Below are 20,129 nucleotides of genomic sequence, written 5' to 3' on the forward strand. Positions count from 1 at the left end.
ATGTCGATACCGGCATTTGGCAGCGATGCGGTACCCTCAGAGCCAGCCGCCGGAAAACCCCGCACGCCTCAGGCCGGTGACCACAGGGGCGCATCGGCGCATGATGTTCCACAGCAGGCCGGTCCTGTAGTTCTCGATCATCAGCACCACGGGGCCTTGGTCGATGCCGAAATGATAGGGGCTGACCCACCAGCCGGATTCGGTTCCTTCCGCCGGAAAGCTGCGGTTGAAGGAGGGCCTGAAGCCGTAAAGCCTGGTCATGCCGAGATTCATACGGGCACAATTCCAGACCGTCGGAATGACGATTTCCGGCGCGAAGGGCAGGGAGGCGACGACTGCCCAGGGCGACACGGTCCCATCGTCAGGACCGAAGGGGGCGCCGCGGGCGATGTAGTCGAAGAACTCCCGCTTGACACCGTTCACCGTGCGCTTGGTCCAGCCGGGACCGTCGCTTGCGGTGAAGCCCCAGCAATGCTCGCCGTAGCCGACGAAATTCAGCGGGTTGCGGATGGCATATTCCTGCTGGACGAAGGTCGCGTGGCGACTGTTCTGGAAATAGTCGCTGTTGTGCTCGCGCATGAATTCGTCGCGGATGCCGCGGAAATCGACCCACATATGCGAGAGTTGGTGGGTGAAGAGCGGTCCCGAATAGAGCAATTCGCGCCCGTAAAGGTTCCGCCAGTCGTAGCTTGCGGTGTAGGCCGCATAGGCTTCCGGCGGGAGTGGGTGGGTCGGTGAGCCGAGTCCGAGGATGTAGAGGAGCAGGCCCTCGTCGTAGCCGCGCCAGCGATAGGGGATGAAGCCGTTTTCCGGCCGCCAGCCGTGGGTGAGCGTCAGCCCGTGATCGCAGGCCCAGTTCCAGTCGGCCCGTTCATAGAGCGCGTTTGCCACCCTGCGGATTTCRACTTCTTCGGCGCCATCGCCGTCGAAATACGCGGCCACTGTCAGAGCRCCCGCGAAAAGAAAGGCGGAGTCGATCGTCGAAAGCTCGCACTCCCAAACGCGCCTKCCGGTYTCGATRTCGAGGAAGTGGTAGAAGAAGCCCTTGTAGCCGGAGGCGTCGGGTTCCGGTCCCTGCGGGCACTCCAGGAGAAACTGCAAGCGCCGACGCGCGATCTTTGCGGCAAACTTGCGGATGACGATGCCGCGCTCGACCAACACCGGGATCGTCGCGAGCGCCATGCCGACCGCGGCGATGCTTGCGGGCGCGTCTTCCTGCGTCTTGTCACGGACCAGGCCGTTGTCCGGGTTGGGAGATAGTAGAGCAGCGTCGTGAACTGCAACCGGGCAAGATCCTGCTCGGTCGGCATGCGGTTCAGTTCGGGATCTGTCGACAGCAATTCCGACATGGTTAGGCCACCACGAGAAGGACGTCGTGATCTCGTCCGTCATCCACGAGTGGAACACTTCGGTCAGCAACCTTCTTACCATCGAGGCTCAGTGCATAGTGGTCTTTTGCTCGTTTGGTATCTCGGCTCACCTTGATGCGGTAAGTCGACCTTCCATGGTGAAAATCCACGTCGAATGTTGACCACCCGACGGGAATGCATGGCTCGACAAAAAGCCGGCGGCCCTGACGTCGAATGCCGAGAATGGCCTCAAGGCCGACCCGGTACAGCCAGCCCGCAGATCCCGTATACCACGTCCAGCCACCGCGGCCGGTGTGAGGAGCGGCGCCATAAACGTCGGCACTGACAACGTAGGGCTCGACCATGTAGCGGTCGGTGTCTTCGGGTGACAGGGCATGGTTGATCGGATTGAGCATGCTCCAGAGTTGAAATGCCCGATCGCCATCCCCCAGCAATGCGGTCGCCAGCGCCACCCACGTGGCCGCGTGGGTGTACTGGCCGCCGTTCTCCCGAATTCCGGGCACATAGCCCTTTATGTAGCCGGGCTGCAGCGAGCCCTTGTCAAAGGGTGGGTCGAAAAGCTGTATCAAACCGTTATCGGTACGAACGAGCCGTTCCCAAACCGCGCGCATTGCCTGCGCGCTACGCTTGGCATCTGCAACACCCGAGATAACTGCCCAGGCCTGTGGGATCGCATCGATCTGGCACTCGTCATTCAACTGGGACCCGAGAGGCGTGCTATCGTCGAAGTAGGCGCGGCGATACCAGCCGCCATCCCAGGCGTGGGTCTCCAAGGACATGCGCAGGGTCTCGGCGCGCTCTTTGCACCATTTGGCTCGTTTCTCATCAGCCATCGCCGAAGCGATGGCTGCAAAAGATTGAAGGACCGTCAGAAAGAACCACCCGTTCCATACACTCTCGCCTTTGCCTTCCGCGCCGACTCGGTTCATGCCGTCGTTCCAGTCGCCCGTTCCCATAAGCGGAAGCCCGTGGCTGCCTAGCCTCAGACCTCGGTCCAGCGCTCGACAGCAGTGCTCATAGACGGTCCCGCTTTCCTGGCTGGCCGGAGGCACCTCGTAGCGCTCCTCCTCATCGTCCGTTAGAGGCGGCGAGACGAGGAAACGAACCTGCTCACTCAGGAGCCCATAGTCTCCGGAGACCGATACGTAGTGATGGACGACGTAGGGCAGAAAGTAGAGGTCGTCCGTCATGCGTGTGCGCACGCCGGCACCCGATGGCGGATGCCACCAGTGTTGAACGTCTCCCTCGGAAAACTGGCGCGAGGCGGCTCGAAGAATGTGCGCTCGCGCCTCATCGGGTGCGCAATGGACGAGGGTTGCCACGTCCTGGAGTTGGTCGCGAAATCCGTAGGCGCCACCGGACTGGTAAAACCCTGTTCGCGCCCAGATACGGCAAGCCAACACCTGATAGAGCAACCAGCGGTTCATCATCAGGTTGAAGGCTATGTCTGGCGTTCGAACCGTGACGGAGTTCAGCAGCTGATCCCAATATTGTGAAACGGCTGCCAGCGCCTTCCTGGCCGCCTTCGGTTCGGCATGTTCGCGCACGAGCCTGTGCGTTTCCGCGCGGTTTTCGGCCTGCCCGAGCACGAATACCAGCTCGACGGTCTCGGACGGTGGGACTGAAACGCTGACCATGAGGGCCGCGCAGGGGTCGAGCAGAGAGCCGGTTTGCCCCCCGAGATCGAAGCCTTCCAATCCCACCGGCTGAGCGATGGAACCGTTTCTGCCGAGGAACGCGCGCCGATTACATGTGAACGACCGGACAGGCGCGCTTGAAGCGGCGAATGCGAGCGTGCCGGAAAAATCGCCCTTCCAGATGTTCCGGGCAACGACGGCACCAATCTCGCTGTCAAATTCGCATTCGACCCGGGACTGCGCGCTTTCGCGCAGTGTGCCGAGGACCCATTCAACGAAATAGGTGGCGGTAAGGCGGCGAAGTCGTTTTCCGTCGTTGCGAATGGCAAGACGGATGACCTTGATCGCTCCCGCGGCCGGGACGTGCACGGTCATTTCATGGTGTAGTGGCCCGCGACTGCTTTCATAACACGTGTAACCTTGGCCATGCCTCGTTCTTGTGGTCGATGCCTGGCCGAGCGGCAAAGGTGTCGGCGTCCACAGCTCGGCGGTCTGTTCATCTCGCAGGTAGACAACTTCACTCGGCGGGTCCGAAACCGGGTCGTTTGACCAAGGCGTGAGCCTGTTCAATTGGCTGTTGCCCGCCCAGGTGTAGCCAAGGCCGCTATCGCTTGTCAGGCAGCCAAACGCGCTATTGGCAAGGACGTTGCACCACGGTGTTGGCGTCGCGTCGCCTGCGATCACATATTCGCGCCCGTCTTTGGTAAACCCGCCGCGGCCATTCCAAAAAAGCAGGTTAGCTCGTGGTGCCTCGTGACGCTTTTCGTGCGAGACAGAGACATTCGTCATGGTCTTGTTCGTGGAAAAAGTGGTGGTCGATCTCGCCGAAAGTTGATCCGCAAGGGATCCTTGGCTGCAACAAAGGACGAGGCGCGCGGCGGCCGTGATCGCATTTTCTGCATCGGACGAGACACTCGCCCTGGGTGGGAAATGAATCCCCCCGGCTTTGCCGAGGGTTTGCTCCACATGGACCGCCGCATCGGCGCTCAGCTTTAAGCTTCCACTGGCCTGCCTTTCATCAAGGACTGCGAGATCGAAAGGAAATCCGCGACTGGCAAGGAATGCGTGGGCATTGATGACATTGTCGACGAGGGATTCCTTGTCTGTTTTGTCGATACGCAGCAGAAGAATTGGGACGGCTCCCGACAGTCCCGCCGATCCCAAGTCGTCGCGGTTCAGTCGTCTTGTGTCGGGTGTGCTGCCTTCCCTTAAGCCGGCAACACCGAATGCCAGATATGCTAGGAGCCGGTCGTAGACGGCCAAGTCTTGAAGAGACGGGGACCAAGGCGGGTCTTCAGTGTGTTTCTCCCTCTCTTGTAACGCTTGACGCGCGGCGTCGATATGAGTGAAGCGGCTGGCTATTGCGGTAGCGCCTGCCTCACTGTCCGCTGCGCCTGTCACGAACGCGATCAGTTCCGTTCCGGAGGGTTCCAGATCGACTGTGCGGCGCATGCTGAAGATAGGGTCGAGCACGGGACCCGTCGTCCCAGATAAGCGGCTCCCCGGCCCCAGAGCGCCAGGATTTGAAGGCGTCCGCCGTCGGCCAAGAAATCTGTAGCGGTCCGTTTCATATTCCACCGCATGGACTTGGCGGCTTGACGCAGACACATGTACCGCCCAGATGGGGCGCTCCGATGCGCTGCGCGGCCTGCGCCGTGCGAACAATGCGCTTGTTTCGGTATCGAACCAGGTTTCGATGAAAAGCTTGGCAAATGCCGGATGTGCGCTATCGGCGCTTCGGCCATTCAGGCAGACTTCGCAATAGCTTGTCAGTTCAAGCTTTCGCGCTTTCTCACCTTTGTTGCTGAGTTTCAGCAAGCGCACTTCAGCATCGCAGTCCTGTGCAACCGACACCGCACATTGAATTTCGATGTCTCCGAGCAAACAGCGATACTCGGCACGATCTCCGTGAAACGTGTGTTCGTAGATCGCCTCCGGATGGCAAATCGGCTGCCGGCCAATCGTCCAGACCTCGCCGCTCTCAAGGTCGCGGACGTAGCAGAACTGGCCCCAGCAATCGCGCGTGACGTCCTCACGCCAACGCGTGATGTCGAGGCCGCGCCAGGTTTCATACCCGGCGCCGGCCTCTGTCAGAAGGACGTTGTAGTGCCCATTCGAAAGCAGGGTCGTGTCAGGAGGCACGCCTGCCAGACGTGCCGTACTGATGTCGATCGTGTCAACTGGCCGGACCATCAGTAGACATTGTCCCCTTCGGTCGATGTCCCAGCCTTGGCAGGCTGCGCCCCGTTAACGCCCCATTTCCAGCCGCTGATCGAGGGCATGTCGTCGCCATGCTTCTCGATATACTCCCGGTGCTCGATCAGCTTGGCCTGGATCGCCTGCTTGAAGTAGGCCGCCCGCGCGCCGAGCTGCGGCAGGCGATCGATGGCATCGCCGGCCAGGTGGAAGCGGTCGAGTTCGTTCAGCACCACCATGTCGAACGGTGTCGTGGTCGTGCCTTCTTCCTTGTAGCCGCGAACATGCAGGTTGCCGTGATTGGTGCGGCGATAGGTGAGGCGATGGATCAGCCACGGGTAGCCGTGGAACGCAAAGATGATCGGCTTGTCCCTKGTGAAGATGCCATCAAAGTCGCTGTCCGAAAGGCCATGCGGGTGTTCTTCCGCCGGTTGCAGTTTCATCAGGTTGACGACGTTGACGACCCGGACCTTCACTTCAGGCAGATGCTCGCGCAGCAGCTGGACGGCGGCGAGGGTTTCCAGCGTCGGAGTGTCGCCGCAGCAGGCCATGACGACGTCCGGCTCACTGTTGGCGTCGTTGCTGGCCCAGTCCCAGATGCTCACACCCATGCTGCAATGGCGCACGGCCTGTTCCATCGTCAGCCATTGTGGGCCCGGCTGCTTGCCGGCGACGACGACGTTGACGTAGTTGCGGCTGCGCAGGCAATGGTCGGTGACCGACAGCAGCGTATTGGCATCCGGCGGCAGGTAGACGCGGACGACCTCAGCCTTCTTGTTGACGACATGATCAATGAAGCCCGGATCCTGATGGCTGAAACCGTTGTGATCYTGCCGCCAGACATGGGAGCTCAGGAAATAATTGAGCGACGCGACCGGCCGGCGCCAGGGGATCTCATTGCAGACCTTCAGCCACTTGGCGTGCTGGTTGAACATGGAATCGATGATGTGGATGAAGGCTTCGTAGCAGGAGAAGAAGCCRTGGCGCCCGGTCAAGAGATAGCCTTCAAGCCAACCCTGGCATTGRTGCTCGCTCAAGACTTCCATGATGCGGCCATCCGGTGAGAGGTGATCGTCCTCGGGATAGATCTCGGCCATGTAGCAGCGGTCGGTGACCTCGAGCACATCCTGCCATCGGTTGGAGTTGTTTTCGTCCGGGCTGAACAGCCGGAAGTTCTTCGCGTCCATGTTGTTCTTCATCACGTCGCGCAGGAACTTGCCCATCACGCGCGCCGCTTCCACGGTCGTGGCACCCGGGCTCGGAACGTCGACGGCGTAGTCCCGGAAGCCCGGCATTTTCAGGTCGCGCAACAGCAGGCCGCCGTTTGCATGCGGATTGTCGCTCATGCGGCGATGTCCGGATGGGGCGAGCGCCGCGATCTCGGRCTTCAGCCGGCCCTCGTCACTGAAGAGTTCTTCCGGGCGATAGCTCTTCATCCATTGTTCGAGGATGCGGATGTGCTCGGGCTTGTCCATCTCGCCCATCGGCACCTGGTGCGCGCGCCAGTAGTCCTCGCATTTCTTGCCGTCGATTTCCGGCGGGCAGGTCCAGCCCTTTGGCGTGCGGAAGATGATCATCGGCCAGGCCGGGCGCTTCAGATTGCCCCTGATGCGGGCATCGTCCCAAATCTGCCGGATTTCGGCCGTCGCCGTATCGAGCACGTCTGCCAGTTGCTGGTGGACCTTTGCCGGATCATGCCCTTCGACGAAATAGGGTTTGTAGCCCATGCCCTCGAAGAACTTCTTCAGCTCGTCGTGCGGAATGCGGGCGAGGAAGCAGGGATTGGCGATCTTGTAGCCGTTCAGGTGCAGGATCGGCAGAACACAGCCGTCGCGGGCAGGGTTGAGGAACTTGTTGCTCTGCCAGCCSGTCGCAAGCGGCCCGGTCTCGGCCTCGCCATCGCCGACGATGCARGCAACGACCAGATTGGGATTGTCGAAGGCGGCRCCATAGGCGTGGCTGAGCGCATAACCAAGCTCGCCGCCCTCATGGATGCTGCCGGGCGTTTCCGGCGCCACATGGCTCGGGATGCCGCCGGGAAAGCTGAACTGCTTGAACAGCCGCTGCATGCCTTCGGCGTCTTCGGCGATGTTCGGATARAACTCCGTRTAGGTCCCTTCCAGATAGGCATGCGCCACCAGAGACGGCCCGCCATGGCCGGGACCGATGATRTAGATCATGTCGAGGTCGTCRCGTTTGATGACGCGATTGAGATGCACGTAGAGCATGTTGAGGCCCGGCGACGTGCCCCAATGGCCGAGCAGGCGCGGCTTGATGTGCTCGCGCTTCAGCGGNGAGGAAGCAGGGATTGGCGATCTTGTAGCCGTTCAGGTGCAGGATCGGCAGAACACAGCCGTCGCGGGCAGGGTTGAGGAACTTGTTGCTCTGCCAGCCSGTCGCAAGCGGCCCGGTCTCGGCCTCGCCATCGCCGACGATGCARGCAACGACCAGATTGGGATTGTCGAAGGCGGCRCCATAGGCGTGGCTGAGCGCATAACCAAGCTCGCCGCCCTCATGGATGCTGCCGGGCGTTTCCGGCGCCACATGGCTCGGGATGCCGCCGGGAAAGCTGAACTGCTTGAACAGCCGCTGCATGCCTTCGGCGTCTTCGGCGATGTTCGGATARAACTCCGTRTAGGTCCCTTCCARATAGGCATGCGCCACCAGAGACGGCCCGCCATGGCCGGGACCGATGATRTAGATCATGTCGAGGTCGTCRCGTTTGATGACGCGATTGAGATGCACGTAGAGCATGTTGAGGCCCGGCGACGTGCCCCAATGGCCGAGCAGGCGCGGCTTGATGTGCTCGCGCTTCAGCGGYTCGCGCAGAAGCGGATTGTCGAGCAGATAGATCTGCCCGACCGACAGATAGTTCGAAGCGCGCCAATAGGCGTCCATCAGGCGGAGTTCGTCGGCCGAYAACGGTGCTGCTGATTTTCCGGATGCCGTCTCTTTCATCGATGCTGTTTCAGGCGAAACCATCTGAGCCTCCCGATCGATAAGACATGTGCTTGAAACCTTTGCCGGTCTGCTGTCGCTCGCCGCAGTCATCCGTCCGTTGCAAGGCCGCCATTTCGGCAACGACACGGCCTATTTGTGCAGTTCACAGTCTGCGGGTGGAGGAGACGCGCCGCCGCAGAGTCTCGGATCAGGGCTGTTGCAGATCCGATTCAGCGTAATGCTCGACCACACCCCGGACGCCGCGAACGCTTTCGGCAAGAATCCGCGCGGCCCTTCTGCAATCCTTCGTATCGACATGGCCCCAGAGATGCACGATGCCATCGGACACCGCGACCTTTATGTCCAGGCCTTCAAGCCCGGTGTTTTCGTTAAGGCGGACGAGAATGCTGCGCTGGATGGCTTCGTCGCCAGCCGCTGTCTCGTCCTGACTGGCTGTGACGATTGCCTGCAAAAGGTCTGCGCGGCTGACGACCCCGACAAGGCGGCCATCCTTCAAGACAGGAATGCGCTTGATGCTGCGTTCCTGCATCAGCACTGCGACGCGCTCGACGGACGCGTTCTCGTCGATCGTGACAGGATCGGCGGTCATGGCGTCACCAACCCTCCAGGAGGACCGGCGCACATAGGCGCTGGCCCGTTCATCCTCGGCCTCGGTCGGATCGGCAACCGGCATGCCGCCGCCAAGTTCGGTCCGGCGAATGAGATCGCCTTCACTGATGACACCCACCAGGGCTCCATCATCGTCGACCACGGGAAGGCCGCTGATACGATTGTCGAGCATGATCCGGGCTGCCTGTTCTCGATTAGGGGCCGACACGCCCGATCCCGCGCGGATCCCTCTCTCGGGTTTATGTGAGCGTATGGTGGCAAACGGATCGCCACCCGCAGATCGGCCCAATGCGGCTATCGGGAGGGGGGCGAGCACGCCCGGCCGTACCGACAAGGGTGGCGAGCGGCGGGATGACCATCGAGGCCGAGGCGATCGCCGAGAGAGTGCCAGAACGACAGGCCGAGTTTCCGGTACGTTTTCATCAGCCCAGGCACGGTGTCGCGTGCTATAACACGCTTGATGCGTTGGCGTGCCATCAATTATTGTCCCACCGTGACCGCAGACGCTGTCGCACGGCCGGTGCAAGCGCGCCTTCGCTCGCGCCACGATGACATGAGTACAATCACAGGGTGAATACTGCATCTTAGAAAACTAATCGTTGACGCGCCAATCCAAGTCACTTATAGATGCGGCATCGATCTTTTGCTTGCCGAGCTTTGTCTACCGCGCGATTGGCACCGCGCTTTAAGCGAACTTCCCTTTCAAAAACAGTCGGTTTCCACCTGCTTAGCATAGGCTGAGCGGTCCCTCACTCTATGCTTTGAAAGGGTTCATCATGACCACAGGCACAGTAAAATGGTTCAACTCCACCAAGGGCTTCGGCTTCATCCAGCCTGATAACGGTGGCGCAGACGCGTTCGTGCACATCTCCGCCGTCGAGCGCGCTGGAATGCGCGAACTCGTCGAAGGGCAAAAGATCGGCTTCGAGCTCGAGCGCGACAATAAGTCGGGCAAGATGTCTGCTACCAATCTGCAGTCTGCCTAAAATTGAGATTTGCTTCCCTTTGACCACGGATGTACTGGCATTGCCGGAAGCAGTTTCAACAAGGCCGGGCGTTTCGCCTGGCCTTTTTTGTTCGCCACGCCGAACTAGTTGAGGTTCCAATGATAGAAGCACATAGCAAATCCCGTCAGCAGGCGGAGATCGCCTTCATGAAAGTCCAGACGCAGTTCTTCTCCAAAAACAACGCGATGGAAGAGGTGGAATCCGTTGCTCAGGCCCGGGATGCCAAGACTCTCCGGCTTCGAGAGGAACGCCTTGCAAAGGAGTTGGCCGACCGCTTGTCGGCGACACGCAACCTTATCGCCAAACGCGCCAACACACGCTGATCTCTGACGCACTTACTATTGGGATACGAATGAAGAACGCCGGAAAAAACGAAATCTCCGACCGCCGAGCCGCATCGGCAGACGCCAAAGCTGCTCTCTTGAACGCCTACCGAGCGGCAAGGACTGCAGCAGAACCAGGGAGGATGGCAAGGCAGGCCGAGCGCGAAGCCCTTTCCACCGCTCGTGAAGAGCGGCGCGTTGAACGCGAGCGTCTGAAGCTTGAGGAACAAAAGCGTATCGAGACCGAGGCGACAGAGCGGCAGGCAGCCGTTGAGGCGGCAGCAGCCGCCGAAACCGAAGCGCGGGCGATCGCCGAAAACGCGCGTATAGCGCGGGTGATCGAAGATGAGGCGGTGCGAAAGGCCAACCGCGACAGGCGCTATGCCAATCGCAAGGCAAGACAAGGATAATTTTTCCGTTGCGCCGTTACCCGACAGCATGGCGATGTCATGCTCGGGACACTCAATACGAAAGGGAACGCCGATGGCACCGGATGCGAATGAACTCCAGGCGATCAACACGTCGTGGCAAATCGCAATCCAAGAAATCCTGCGCATGGTTATACGGGACATGTACCATGCCGGCGGCGAGGCAAATTTCAAGGCGCACATCAAACGCATCGAAGAGGCCGCCGTCGACAGCATCTACACCGATCTAAGGCTTCGAGGAACCAATGAGTGGACCGAGGTGCTCGTCAAGGAACGGGCGAGCAATTTCGTAACCACCTTGCTGACATCCTTTACGTACGACCGAGCCTGACTGGATGCATACGCTCGCCGCGATCAGCGATGTCACGTTGCTTCATCAACCCGACTAGTCGCCAGGCTGGGCGGCCCTCACCGTCATCTCATCCCAAAGCAATGATGCTGTCCGTGCGAACGCGCTGTAACCGGCTTCAAACGGATGGCCGTCTCTTTCAGGATAAAGGCGCTGCCCAGCTAGGATCGCATCCTGCAGGGCATCGGCGGTTGCGGCAAGCGCGCTGCGATACGGCAAACCGAGCTCCTCTGCGGTCTCGCGGATCTTTTTCTCAAGCGCAACCTGACGTTCAACGCTGAGGACAAATTCCGGCGCAGCTGACGCCAGCCGGTCATGGCGACGCAGGCATTCGAAGATCACGCGCTCTTTCGATGGAATGAGCAGAATGCCCACCCGCCCCGGCCGCTGCTGTGCCCAATCGGCCGCAAACCGCTGGAAGTCGCTGAACATTGCTGCGGTTTCGGGTGACGCCAGATCCGCCATGCGGCCGTGGTCGTCGACATAGCGCTTCAGGACGGAAGGCATCCGTCCGGAAATGTGTAGTATTCGGATGTTTCATCATCGCCCGGTTTGAACAGTCGGGCGTAAAGAGTCTTTAGTCGTTCCCCGATCTCATGGTGATAGACACTCAGGATCGCGACATTCTCGACAAGCTTCGTCTTGAGGCTCGCGGATTGCTCGGCACACTGCCAATAACCTCCCGCGTCACCGAACAGGGCCTGCAGATGAAGCCGCCTCTGCTCTGAGAGCCAGAAGTCGGAACGGGCATTCTTGATATCACAGGCGGAAAAGACGACTGCGAAGTCGTTGGCAGGGAATACGGCGACAATGTTGCCTTTCGCGCCCGCGGCCAAAGCATCGTGCACGATGGCGTGATAGGTGTAGATACCGTAGCTCCCGACGCCGAGGTTGTACGTGCGTTCGCCCGTCATTGCCGCGAAAGCAGCGGCCAGGAATGCGCGCTATCAACGTTGTTGCCATAGGTCATCGAATCGCCGATCGCCGCGACCTGAAAGTCATGACCTGCTCCAGGTGGATCCCGGAAGCCGGCCTTGCCTACGTCGCCGAGTGCCGGATCGAGGCGATAGCCATATTTCTCGTCGATGCTCCGATGCGTCCGTGTGCCGATCGGAAACGGCGTAAACATGCGCAGTATTGCTTCCCCGGCACCGGGCGCCACGGTGAACGAGATCAACAGCAGCATCATATTCTTCAGCATGTCCCCTCCCTCATACCGGATGCGAAACCGACCCGGCCTAGGTGCCGGTCGCAGCCGCGCAGTCCCCCACATGCCTGCCGCGCGGCGGTCCGAGCGATCCCGTCAGGTTGCGGTGGCTTCCAGCGAATGTCGGAAAGGTCGACGAGAGGAAAGTCAGCCGGAAAAATTCCCCACCGACAGCGTAGGCAAGCCATAAACGTCCATTGAAGGAATGCGAGTTATGTCGCCTCCAACAAGTACAAATACAAGCACATGAATATGCGCAATAACTAATATTAATCTATCATGCGTGTGACCGTCCCGCCATTAGCCCGGATGGAGGATGAACCGTGCGAGCCGTGTTCGGTCAGGCAAGAGCAAGGCTCGGGCTCGCGTTGCCTGCCCCGACCGACGCCGGCGACCCAGGTGCGAAGGGCCTGGGTTGACAAACCCTAGTTGCTGCGCTGTTCCCGTTCCGGGCCAAAATGATTGCGTAACGTGCACCATTCATTTCCGACAAAAGGAAGATCTGGCCAAAATTGCTCAGCAAGTTCAGTGTCGCATGCAAGTCCTGCGAGTGAGCTCGCGTGGCGTTGCGGGCAGAGCTCTATCGATCGCGCTTTTCCCCGTTAAATCGCGAGCGACAGGAATTATATAGCTAGACAGTCCAGCCAACTTGGAGTGGAGCTATGGAATGGCAACTGCAGGACGCCAAGGACCAATTCTCGAAGGTGGTGCAGAAGGCCCGCCACGAGGGACCGCAGATTGTCACGCTGCGCGGGGAGCGCACCGCCGTTGTACTGTCCGCTCATGACTACGACGCCCTACGGGCTGGCCGGCCGGAGTTGGTCAATGACCTGCTTGGCGGTCCCGCTTGGGACGACCAACTCGCTGATGCGGTGAATGTACGCATCAAGACGCCAAGCCGCGATGTGGCATTCTGATGTACCTGGTTGACACAAACATTGTGTCAGAGGCGCGACGTGGCACGTCGCAGGCGGTGTCCTGGCTGCGCTCTGTCGATCCGCTCAGCATCCACCTGAGCGCGCTCACCCTCGGCCAAATCATGCGCGGCATTGCCCTGAAACAGATGTCGGATCCGAAGACTGCAGCGCACCTCACCGAATGGCTGCGCAAGCTGCGCCACGACCATGGCGACCGCATTTTGCCTATAACAGACCAAATCGCGGTCGAATGGGGCCGCATCGCGGCAATCCGCCCCCGCGGTGATATTGACGGGTTGATCGCCGCGACCGCGATCGTCCGCGATCTCATCCTTGTCACGCGCAACTTCAAGGATTTCGAAGACACAGATGCCTCCGTAATCAGTCCTTGGGAAACGTCGGCGTCGCCCGGCGCGACGGACACCCTTCTCGAGGATAGTTTTTCGGACCAACTGTTCGCCGGGGCTTGGATCTTGCGGTATGCAATTGATTGATCTTCCGCAGTGAGCGGAGGCTCAATCACGGTCGTTATTGCGAGGCGCTCGCGTTGCATGGCGATGCCGAGCCGAGCCTAGCCTTGGACTTTCCCATTGCGAGAACCTTATTGTAGGTCGGCGGCGATGACAAGCTGATCGGCGTCCGGGTAGCGACCACCCCTATGCTCCATGTTTGGGGCGCGCGCGGACGAAGCACCCATCGCTGAAACTTTGACGCAATCACTTTGTGCTGCTCCGCCGCTCGATATCCGCGCTCACCGCGGCCGCCTCTCGACCGATCTCCCTGAGCAAGCCGGTGACCGGATTGTGGAAACCGACGAGATAAAGGCCGGGCGCGGCGGCTTGGCGAGTGACGCCGCTCTTGCCGGGCCGCAATGCCGCCGGCAGGAACTTCTCGAAACTCGGCCGGTAGCCGGTCGCGAGGATGACGCTGTCGAACTCCGCATGCCTGCCGGAAACGAAAGTGGCACCGCGCTCGGTGAAACGCTTGATGTCTGATGCCACTTTGATGTCGCCGGATTTGATCGCTCTCACCGTGCCGACATCGATGACCGGGATGCGTCCGGCGTTGATCTGCTCAAGAATGCCCTGCTTCGGCCTGGCGATGCCGTATTTTTCGAGCTTACCTAGCGCGAGGTCGAGGATGGTGGGGAACAACCGGTCGTTCACAGCTCGCGGCAGCGGTTGGGTTGCCATGGCGATGATCTGGATCGGCACGCCGAACAGCTGGCGCGGCACGATGTGGATGCCATTTCGTACCGACAGCGTCGGGCGGGCGCCACACTCGGCAAGGTCGAGCGCAATCTCAGCGCCGGTGTTACCCATACCGACAACCAGAACCGACTGGCCGGCGAAGGGCGCGGCTTCAGTGTAGTCAGCGCTGTGCAGCCGCCTGCCCTTGAAGGCCTCGATTTCGGGCAGGCTGGGAACGAAGGGCTCAGCATTGTTGCCGCTCGCGATCACGACGTGGCCTGCGCAGAAGGTCTCCGTTCCGGTCTCGACCAGGTAGCCGCCGTCCTTGCGGCGGATGGACTTGACCGTCTCGCCGAAGCGCGGTCGTAGCTCGAAACGCTCGGCATAAGCGTCGAGATAGGCGACCATCTTCTCGCGCGGCACATAGCGCGGATAGTCCTTGGGGAATGGCATGTGCGGCAGCGCGGAGAACGCCTTCACCGTATGAAGGTGCAGCCGCCGGTAGTGGCGTCGCCAGGCAGGGGCGATCTCATACGCCATTTCAAGGATGACGAAATCCAGCCCCGCCCGTCTTAGGCAGGCGCCGACCGCAAGGCCGGCCGGCCCGGCTCCGACAATGACGACATGGGTATCCACTCGATGGTCGCTCCCAGAATGGAGCCTAATTCGACAGGGGTCGGCGGACAAGTGGGCGGGGCGCTGTCTCCCCTTGTACTCCGCCTGCATCGCCCGGGTTGCGCTTCCATGCCTTCGGCGAGAATGTTTTTTGGGGCGGAAGCGGCCTAGCGGTCGTTGCAGCCCCAATTAGACGGATTTCATTTTCCACGCCAAAGAAAAAGTGAGGAGAGACCGAAAGCCTCACGATCTGATCGCACAATGTATCGACTGGAAGGTGCCTCACTGGGGTAGAGCCGGGTCTGCCACTCTATGGGGAACAAGTGCTACTTCCTCGGTGTTGAGGTTCTAGTCAGCCTGCATGTCATCCAACATTCGGGTTTTGTGAAGAGATACTTGGTGGAGCGCGTCCAGAGGTATCCGCCGGTAAATCTTACCGTTGGGACGACGATTGCATCGATCAAAAAATGGGGCCGGACGTTCTCTGCGCCGATAGGGTCATCTCACTTTTCAACCAGGCGACAAACGCCTCTATCGCCTCGAGTTTCTTCGAGAGCGGGTCGAAGGCTGCCCAGTATGCAGCTTTCTGTGAGCTCAACGAAGCCGAAAAGGGCCTAACCAGGCGCCCCGCCCGAATATGCTCCCGAACAAGAAGGCCTCGCCCCATGGCGACACCCTGACCATCAAGAGCAGCTTGCAATACAATGTTGTAGTCAGTCAGCCGGGTCTGTTTGGCCCTCTCAAGCGGAAATCCGGCTGCCTCCGACCACAGCTGCCACTCGAGGCCGCTCTTGGCCTGTAATATCTCTTGGTTGAGTAGGTCTAGCGCGGATTGAAACTGGGATCCGTCTCCGTATAGCGCCGGGCTCAACACCGGAGACAAATCTTCGTTTGCGAGGTGCACGCAGGACTGTTTGCTCCCGCCAAAATCGCCAAATCGGATCGCGATATCCGCTTCGCCTCGCCCGACATCGACAATGCGCAGGGTCGGATCCAATTCGAGTTCGATCGCCGGGTAGCTCTTGAGGAAACTGCCAAGTCTGTTGACCAGCCAGTTGGCGGCGAAAGAGGGAAGCAGGCTCACACGCAAGCTGGTCTGCCCGGATCGCGAGCGCACCCTCGCGGTGCCCTCCGACAGCACAGTGAAGGCCTCGTCGACGGTGGCAAGAAACATTGTGCCCGCCTCGGTCAGCTCAATGCTTTTACTCTTGCGACGAAAGAGTGGAGTACCGAGAGCACTCTCGAGCTGCTTGATGTGGTGGCTCACCGCGCTTTGCGTAATGAGCAGTTCCTCGCCGGCCAATCGAAAGCTCCCTCGGTTTGCTACCACCTGGAAGACCCTGGCCGCGGAAAGGGGTGGGAGGAACGGGGAACTGCGCAATGCCGATGCCTCGCGGATCAATGACGGCTGATATTAACGAATTCGATCGCAGGGCGCAAAGCTTTGAATTGGCGGGCTCCTCGGATTTCTTTCATGAAGCAAGAAAGAAAAGGAGAAAACGATGACGATTTCCATCCGTGACCAACTGGTTACTCTTGGCCTGGAACTTCCCGCGCCGACGTCTCCGGCTGCGAATTACATTTCGGTGGTCCACACGAGCAACCTGTTGTTCATTTCCGGTCAGATCAGCAAGGCGCCGGCCGGTGAGATCATTGCAGGCACCCTGGGTGCGGACATATCTCACGAGCAGGGGGTGCAAGCGGCGCGCATCGCAGCCCTTAATCTTCTCGGACAGATCGCTTCCAATACAGACGGCTCGCTTTCGTCTGTCCGCCGCATCGTGAAGCTTGGCGTATTCGTCGCGGCAACGAGCGAGTTCAAGGATCACTCGAAGGTTGCAAACGGTGCCTCCGATCTGATGGTTGCGGTGTTCGGCGAAGCCGGGCAGCACACGAGGGCCGCCATTGGTGTCAGTTCGCTTCCCTCGGGGGCAGCCGTCGAGATCGATGCGGTTGTTGAACTGGAGGAGACCAGGTGCTGACCGACGCAATAATCGACGGCCTGCGCAACGACACACCCGGCTGCGCCCAGCGAAGTCACTTCAATCACGCCGGAGCTTCGCTCCCACCGAGGCGGGTCACCGAAGCGATTGTCGGACACTTGATGCTGGAATCGACGCGAGGTCCGATGGAAGCTGCCGCACTGGTTGCGGACGAGTTTGCGATACTTCGTACCAATGCTGCCAAGTTCATCGGCGCCGACGAAGGCGAGGTTGCCTTCGGTGGATCGGGGTCTGCCCTTTGGGGGAGCGTGTTTGCCGCGTTGCCACAGCTGAGGTCGGGCGAGCGCATTCTCATTGGGCGACAGGAATGGGGCGGTAATGTCGCATCGATGCAGCGTGCGGCAAGCCATGCCGGGGCAAGTATCGAGACCATTCCCTGCGCGGAAGACGGCAGTGTCGATCCGAACGCTCTTTCCGCAATGATCGACGACAAGGTGCGCATGATCTCGCTAACATGGCTTCCCGCCAACGGGGGATTGATAAACGACGCCGAAGCCATCGGGCGGGTCGCCAACGCGGCTCGCATCCCATACTTCGTGGATGCCGGGCAGGCACTTGGTCAGCTTCCTATCGATGTGTCGAGGATAGGTTGCGATGTGCTCAAGGCGGCCGGCAGGAAATACGTTAGAGGGCCGCGCGGAACGGCTCTCGTCTACGTTCGCTCCAATTTTCTTGAGAAGCTCGATCCCAGTTTCGTTGACGTGAGCTCCGGCCCTCTCGTGAATGGAAAAGTCGAGCTGAGGAAAGATGCTCGTCTATTCGAAACGTCCGAAGCGCCTATATCACTGCTCCTGGGGCTCGGCGAAGCACTCGCGCTGGCTTCGGAGTTGGGTGTCGAGGCGATCCAAGCCCGCATAGCCCGACTGGCAACCCGGCTTCGGGACGGGTTGAAACGTATTCCGGCGGTTGAGGTGCGCGATCTCGGGGAGAAACAGTCGGGCCTTGTTTCTTTCACGGTGGAGGGAATTTCGGCATCGGTTGTGAGACGCAGACTAGCAGAGAAGAGTATCTCAATCGGGGCGAACGGCGTACCCTACACGCCCTTCGACATGACGGCGCGCGGACTGCAGGAAATAGCTCGAGCCTCGGTCAGTTATTTCAATACGGCGGGAGAGGTGGATGGCCTGATCCATGCGGTTGAGCACATCGCAAAAGATGCGATCCAATAGAAGGACGGAACCACGATGGATTTGGGAATAAGTGGCAAGCGCGCGATCGTCTGCGCGAGCTCGAAAGGGCTGGGCAGAGGCGTGGCGCAGAAGCTCGCAGAGGCGGGCGTGATCGTTACCCTGAACGGTCGTAACCGGGACGCGCTGGAGGCCACCGCGAGGGAGCTTCGCGAGCTGACAAGTGCCGAAGTCTATGCCGTGGTAGCAGACGTGACGACCGTAGAAGGTCGGCAAGAGCTTCTCGAAGCGGAACCGAAAGCCGACATCCTCGTCACCAACGCAGGGGGACCGCCGCCTGGGTTATGGACTGATTGGGAGACGAATGAATGGTTGAACGCACTGAACGCTAACATGCTGACCCCGATCTTGCTGATGAAAGCGGTTCTGCCCGGTATGATCGATAGGAGCTGGGGGCGCGTCGTCAACATCACCTCCGCCTCGGTAAAGTCACCGATCCCGGAGTTGGGCCTGTCCAACGCATCCCGCAGCGGACTGACCGGTTTTGTGGCAGGGACGGCAAGGCAAGTCGCGAAACATGGCGTAACGATCAACAACCTCCTACCGGGGTCACATGAGACTGATCGTGTAGCCGTGCTTCTCCAGCGACGGGCAGAAGTGAAGGGCATCTCAATCGACCAGGCGCGGCAGGAGGCGCATGCGGAGAATCCGACCGGGCGCTTCGGCACGATTGAGGAGTTCGGCGCTGCCGCGGCATTTCTTTGCAGCCAGTACGCAGGCTATATTGTCGGCCAGAACATTCTGCTCGACGGTGGCGCTTTCAGGTCGACGCTTGCTTAAGTTCCAACGTCTCACGGCATCGCGGACCTCATTTCCGTGTCAGAGGGTATTCGAATATTATCGAATACCCTTTGATGATCAGATCGACTTGAGTTTGACGCGCTGTTCCGGCTTCTCCGCGTCTTCCTTGCGCTCGCTGTATCGGTCGACGAGATAGGCCGACGCGTCAGCAGCGTGAATTTCATCAGCTCCTCGCAGAGGTCGACAACGCGGTCGTAGTGGGACGATGGCTTCATACGCCCATTTCCGTCGTACTCCTGATAGGCCTTGGCGACTGACGTTTGGGGATCGTGATCATGCGCATCCAGCAGCCGGGCAGCCGGAGGGTATTGATGGCATCGAAGGACTGAGAACCACCCGACTTGCATGACCGCAAGGGACTTCCCCTGCGTCGCACAGATCGAGCCGACGGACAGCGGGATCCAGTCGATCTGCGCCTTCATGATCCTGGGGCGCTCCGGGCTGCCCCAGACCTGGCCCTCCGACCATGCCGAAAGTTCCCGGCGTTCCTGGACCTTCGGATGGCGCACGGGTGCATCATCCGGAAGCGGTAAGCCGGAGGGATCAGATGAAGCACACCTCAGCCCCGAAATGCTCCCAAGTACCCCCAGTGCGCTAAGGAGGCGGAAGGCGACGGCTCTTGCTTTTCAACCCACAAGCGTCCCAGCGATTAACTCTAAGGCCCTGGTCGTAAGTCGCCCTCAGAGCCTCACTTTGCTGGACGATCCCAGGCTCCATCCTCAAGACGGCGATCCTCGATCAGTTTCCCCACCTGAAGCAAATCGGGCGCATCCGCAAGCGTCCGCGCCAAAGCATCGTTCCGCGGATCCCTGCAGCCGAAATTGAAGACAAGCTGGTCAGAACGTCCGACCTCGATCCACGTCACCGAGACTGAAGCATGATCCGTGGCAAACTGTCTGCACCGCGCATGCCCCACGGTAATGGTCTCCGTTCCTTGTGGCCGATGCGGTGCGAGTGCCGACTGAAAGGTGGACCATTCCTTTGGCGTGATCGAGAAAGGCTGTTCGCCATGAACGCTTGTAAAGCGCCGGCCCTCGAACATACCCCCGCTGGCGCTCACCTGGAAACGGTAAACTGGGCACTCGCCGAGACATGGTTTGCGTTCGACAATGATGCTCGGCGTCTGGCTTTGCTCCACCAGCAGCGCTGCCGCAGCCATTATAATCTTCGCAACCAGAATCATATCGTGCACCCTTTCAGGACCCTGGGCCGGTCGTCAGGTCCGCTCAACACGTGTGTCACGGGTCAGCATCTTTTGCGTGTTAAGAAGTCAACCTCAACCAATACGCAGTCCCAGTCAACGCCCTTTTGTGGCTGACAATCTTGACC

General features: G+C 60.0%; 17 protein-coding genes and 4 pseudogenes. 9 read left to right on the forward strand and 12 right to left on the reverse strand.

The window, feature by feature from the left end; all coding sequences use genetic code 11:
- Positions 1 to 36: 36 nt before the first annotated feature.
- The 5 genes and pseudogenes from ASD01_RS11395 to ASD01_RS11415 form a co-directional block, all read right to left on the reverse strand.
- Positions 37 to 1,349: pseudogene (locus ASD01_RS11395) on the reverse strand (glucoamylase family protein).
- Positions 1,350 to 1,351: 2 nt separating this feature from the next.
- Positions 1,352 to 5,200, reverse strand: coding sequence for a GH36-type glycosyl hydrolase domain-containing protein (locus tag ASD01_RS11400; RefSeq protein WP_060644009.1), 3,849 nt, complete (start codon positions 5,198 to 5,200; stop codon positions 1,352 to 1,354).
- Positions 5,200 to 7,497: phosphoketolase family protein (locus tag ASD01_RS11405; RefSeq protein ID WP_156623646.1), on the reverse strand; the 2,298-nt coding region annotated here is incomplete at its 5' end. The genes ASD01_RS11405 and ASD01_RS11400, both read right to left, overlap by 1 nt.
- Position 7,498: 1 nt before the next feature.
- Positions 7,499 to 8,185, reverse strand: a pseudogene (locus tag ASD01_RS35500) (phosphoketolase family protein); the annotation flags it as partial.
- A 166-nt stretch (positions 8,186 to 8,351) separates the two neighbouring features.
- A complete protein-coding gene (locus tag ASD01_RS11415) occupies positions 8,352 to 8,999 on the reverse strand; it encodes a CBS domain-containing protein (RefSeq protein ID WP_060644048.1) in 648 nt (215 codons plus the stop codon).
- Between the two features lie 550 nt (positions 9,000 to 9,549).
- Between ASD01_RS11415 and ASD01_RS11420 the strand changes: the two genes are divergently transcribed.
- The 4 genes from ASD01_RS11420 (at position 9,550) to ASD01_RS11435 (ending at position 10,862) form a co-directional block, all read left to right on the forward strand.
- On the forward strand, positions 9,550 to 9,759 hold the full coding sequence (locus ASD01_RS11420) for a cold-shock protein (protein ID WP_034806062.1): 210 nt from the start codon (positions 9,550 to 9,552) through the stop codon (positions 9,757 to 9,759).
- A 119-nt stretch (positions 9,760 to 9,878) separates the two neighbouring features.
- Positions 9,879 to 10,103, forward strand: coding sequence for a hypothetical protein (locus ASD01_RS11425; RefSeq protein WP_034806064.1), 225 nt, complete (start codon positions 9,879 to 9,881; stop codon positions 10,101 to 10,103).
- 29 nt (positions 10,104 to 10,132) lie between these two features.
- The gene (locus ASD01_RS11430) at positions 10,133 to 10,513 is read left to right on the forward strand and encodes a DUF6481 family protein (RefSeq protein ID WP_060528806.1); all 381 of its coding nucleotides are present in this window, start codon (positions 10,133 to 10,135) and stop codon (positions 10,511 to 10,513) included.
- 73 nt (positions 10,514 to 10,586) lie between these two features.
- On the forward strand, positions 10,587 to 10,862 hold the full coding sequence (locus tag ASD01_RS11435; protein ID WP_034799791.1) for a hypothetical protein: 276 nt from the start codon (positions 10,587 to 10,589) through the stop codon (positions 10,860 to 10,862).
- Positions 10,863 to 10,916: 54 nt separating this feature from the next.
- Here the strand turns inward: ASD01_RS11435 and ASD01_RS36625 are convergent, their stop codons facing one another.
- From ASD01_RS36625 to ASD01_RS36635, 3 genes are read right to left on the reverse strand one after another with little or no spacing between them, the layout of a single operon-like run.
- A complete protein-coding gene (locus ASD01_RS36625; protein ID WP_244495226.1) occupies positions 10,917 to 11,387 on the reverse strand; it encodes a hypothetical protein in 471 nt (156 codons plus the stop codon).
- Positions 11,372 to 11,794: a hypothetical protein gene (locus ASD01_RS36630; protein WP_244495227.1), complete on the reverse strand. Its 423-nt coding sequence runs from the start codon at positions 11,792 to 11,794 to the stop codon at positions 11,372 to 11,374. The genes ASD01_RS36625 and ASD01_RS36630 overlap by 16 nt, the downstream gene beginning before the upstream one ends.
- Positions 11,791 to 12,066 (reverse strand): hypothetical protein, encoded by a 276-nt coding sequence (locus ASD01_RS36635; protein ID WP_244495228.1) that lies wholly within the window; start codon positions 12,064 to 12,066, stop codon positions 11,791 to 11,793. Before ASD01_RS36635 ends, ASD01_RS36630 begins: the two co-directional genes overlap by 4 nt.
- 683 nt (positions 12,067 to 12,749) lie before the next feature.
- On the opposite strand from ASD01_RS36635, the gene ASD01_RS11445 reads away from it, so the two are divergent.
- Together ASD01_RS11445 and ASD01_RS11450 are read left to right on the forward strand one after the other, a co-directional pair.
- On the forward strand, positions 12,750 to 13,004 hold the full coding sequence (locus ASD01_RS11445; protein WP_034799793.1) for a type II toxin-antitoxin system Phd/YefM family antitoxin: 255 nt from the start codon (positions 12,750 to 12,752) through the stop codon (positions 13,002 to 13,004).
- Positions 13,004 to 13,408, forward strand: a pseudogene (locus ASD01_RS11450) (PIN domain-containing protein); the annotation flags it as partial. The gene ASD01_RS11445 and the pseudogene ASD01_RS11450, both read left to right, overlap by 1 nt.
- Positions 13,409 to 13,720: 312 nt before the next feature.
- Here ASD01_RS11450 and ASD01_RS11455 read toward each other — a convergent pair.
- Together ASD01_RS11455 and ASD01_RS11460 are read right to left on the reverse strand one after the other, a co-directional pair.
- Positions 13,721 to 14,830, reverse strand: a complete 1,110-nt coding sequence (locus ASD01_RS11455; protein ID WP_034799795.1) for a flavin-containing monooxygenase — start codon at positions 14,828 to 14,830, stop codon at positions 13,721 to 13,723.
- Between the two features lie 439 nt (positions 14,831 to 15,269).
- Entirely contained in the window at positions 15,270 to 16,211 is a 942-nt protein-coding gene (locus ASD01_RS11460; protein WP_335669425.1) for a LysR substrate-binding domain-containing protein, read from the reverse strand.
- 100 nt (positions 16,212 to 16,311) lie between these two features.
- On the opposite strand from ASD01_RS11460, the gene ASD01_RS11465 reads away from it, so the two are divergent.
- The 3 genes from ASD01_RS11465 to ASD01_RS11475 are packed head-to-tail and all read left to right on the forward strand — an operon-like array spanning position 16,312 to position 18,779.
- Positions 16,312 to 16,791 (forward strand): RidA family protein, encoded by a 480-nt coding sequence (locus ASD01_RS11465; RefSeq protein ID WP_060520498.1) that lies wholly within the window; start codon positions 16,312 to 16,314, stop codon positions 16,789 to 16,791.
- On the forward strand, positions 16,785 to 17,981 hold the full coding sequence (locus ASD01_RS11470) for an aminotransferase class V-fold PLP-dependent enzyme (RefSeq protein WP_244495229.1): 1,197 nt from the start codon (positions 16,785 to 16,787) through the stop codon (positions 17,979 to 17,981). Before ASD01_RS11465 ends, ASD01_RS11470 begins: the two co-directional genes overlap by 7 nt.
- Positions 17,982 to 17,996: 15 nt before the next feature.
- Positions 17,997 to 18,779: an SDR family oxidoreductase gene (locus ASD01_RS11475; protein WP_034799800.1), complete on the forward strand. Its 783-nt coding sequence runs from the start codon at positions 17,997 to 17,999 to the stop codon at positions 18,777 to 18,779.
- A gap of 78 nt (positions 18,780 to 18,857) precedes the next feature.
- Here ASD01_RS11475 and ASD01_RS36640 read toward each other — a convergent pair.
- A pseudogene (locus ASD01_RS36640) lies at positions 18,858 to 19,376 on the reverse strand (NAD(P)H-dependent oxidoreductase); the annotation flags it as partial.
- Positions 19,377 to 19,488: 112 nt separating this feature from the next.
- Positions 19,489 to 19,983, reverse strand: coding sequence for a DUF6438 domain-containing protein (locus ASD01_RS36645; protein ID WP_244495230.1), 495 nt, complete (start codon positions 19,981 to 19,983; stop codon positions 19,489 to 19,491).
- Between the last annotated feature and the right edge of the window lie 146 nt (positions 19,984 to 20,129).

Source organism: Ensifer sp. Root423 (assembly GCF_001426275.1).
GTDB lineage: Bacteria > Pseudomonadota > Alphaproteobacteria > Rhizobiales > Rhizobiaceae > Ensifer > Ensifer adhaerens.

What these genes read in the sequence shown, in the direction of transcription:
- ASD01_RS11400 (WP_060644009.1), bottom strand. Translation starts at nt 5,200, where the DNA reads ATGGTCCGGCCAGTTGACACGATCGACATCAGTACGGCACGTCTGGCA.
- ASD01_RS11420 (WP_034806062.1), top strand. Translation starts at nt 9,550, where the DNA reads ATGACCACAGGCACAGTAAAATGGTTCAACTCCACCAAGGGCTTCGGC.
- ASD01_RS11425 (WP_034806064.1), top strand. Translation starts at nt 9,879, where the DNA reads ATGATAGAAGCACATAGCAAATCCCGTCAGCAGGCGGAGATCGCCTTC.
- ASD01_RS11430 (WP_060528806.1), top strand. Translation starts at nt 10,133, where the DNA reads ATGAAGAACGCCGGAAAAAACGAAATCTCCGACCGCCGAGCCGCATCG.
- ASD01_RS11435 (WP_034799791.1), top strand. Translation starts at nt 10,587, where the DNA reads ATGGCACCGGATGCGAATGAACTCCAGGCGATCAACACGTCGTGGCAA.
- ASD01_RS36625 (WP_244495226.1), bottom strand. Translation starts at nt 11,387, where the DNA reads ATGCCTTCCGTCCTGAAGCGCTATGTCGACGACCACGGCCGCATGGCG.
- ASD01_RS36630 (WP_244495227.1), bottom strand. Translation starts at nt 11,794, where the DNA reads ATGACGGGCGAACGCACGTACAACCTCGGCGTCGGGAGCTACGGTATC.
- ASD01_RS36635 (WP_244495228.1), bottom strand. Translation starts at nt 12,066, where the DNA reads ATGCTGCTGTTGATCTCGTTCACCGTGGCGCCCGGTGCCGGGGAAGCA.
- ASD01_RS11445 (WP_034799793.1), top strand. Translation starts at nt 12,750, where the DNA reads ATGGAATGGCAACTGCAGGACGCCAAGGACCAATTCTCGAAGGTGGTG.
- ASD01_RS11465 (WP_060520498.1), top strand. Translation starts at nt 16,312, where the DNA reads ATGACGATTTCCATCCGTGACCAACTGGTTACTCTTGGCCTGGAACTT.
- ASD01_RS11475 (WP_034799800.1), top strand. Translation starts at nt 17,997, where the DNA reads ATGGATTTGGGAATAAGTGGCAAGCGCGCGATCGTCTGCGCGAGCTCG.
- ASD01_RS36645 (WP_244495230.1), bottom strand. Translation starts at nt 19,983, where the DNA reads ATGATTCTGGTTGCGAAGATTATAATGGCTGCGGCAGCGCTGCTGGTG.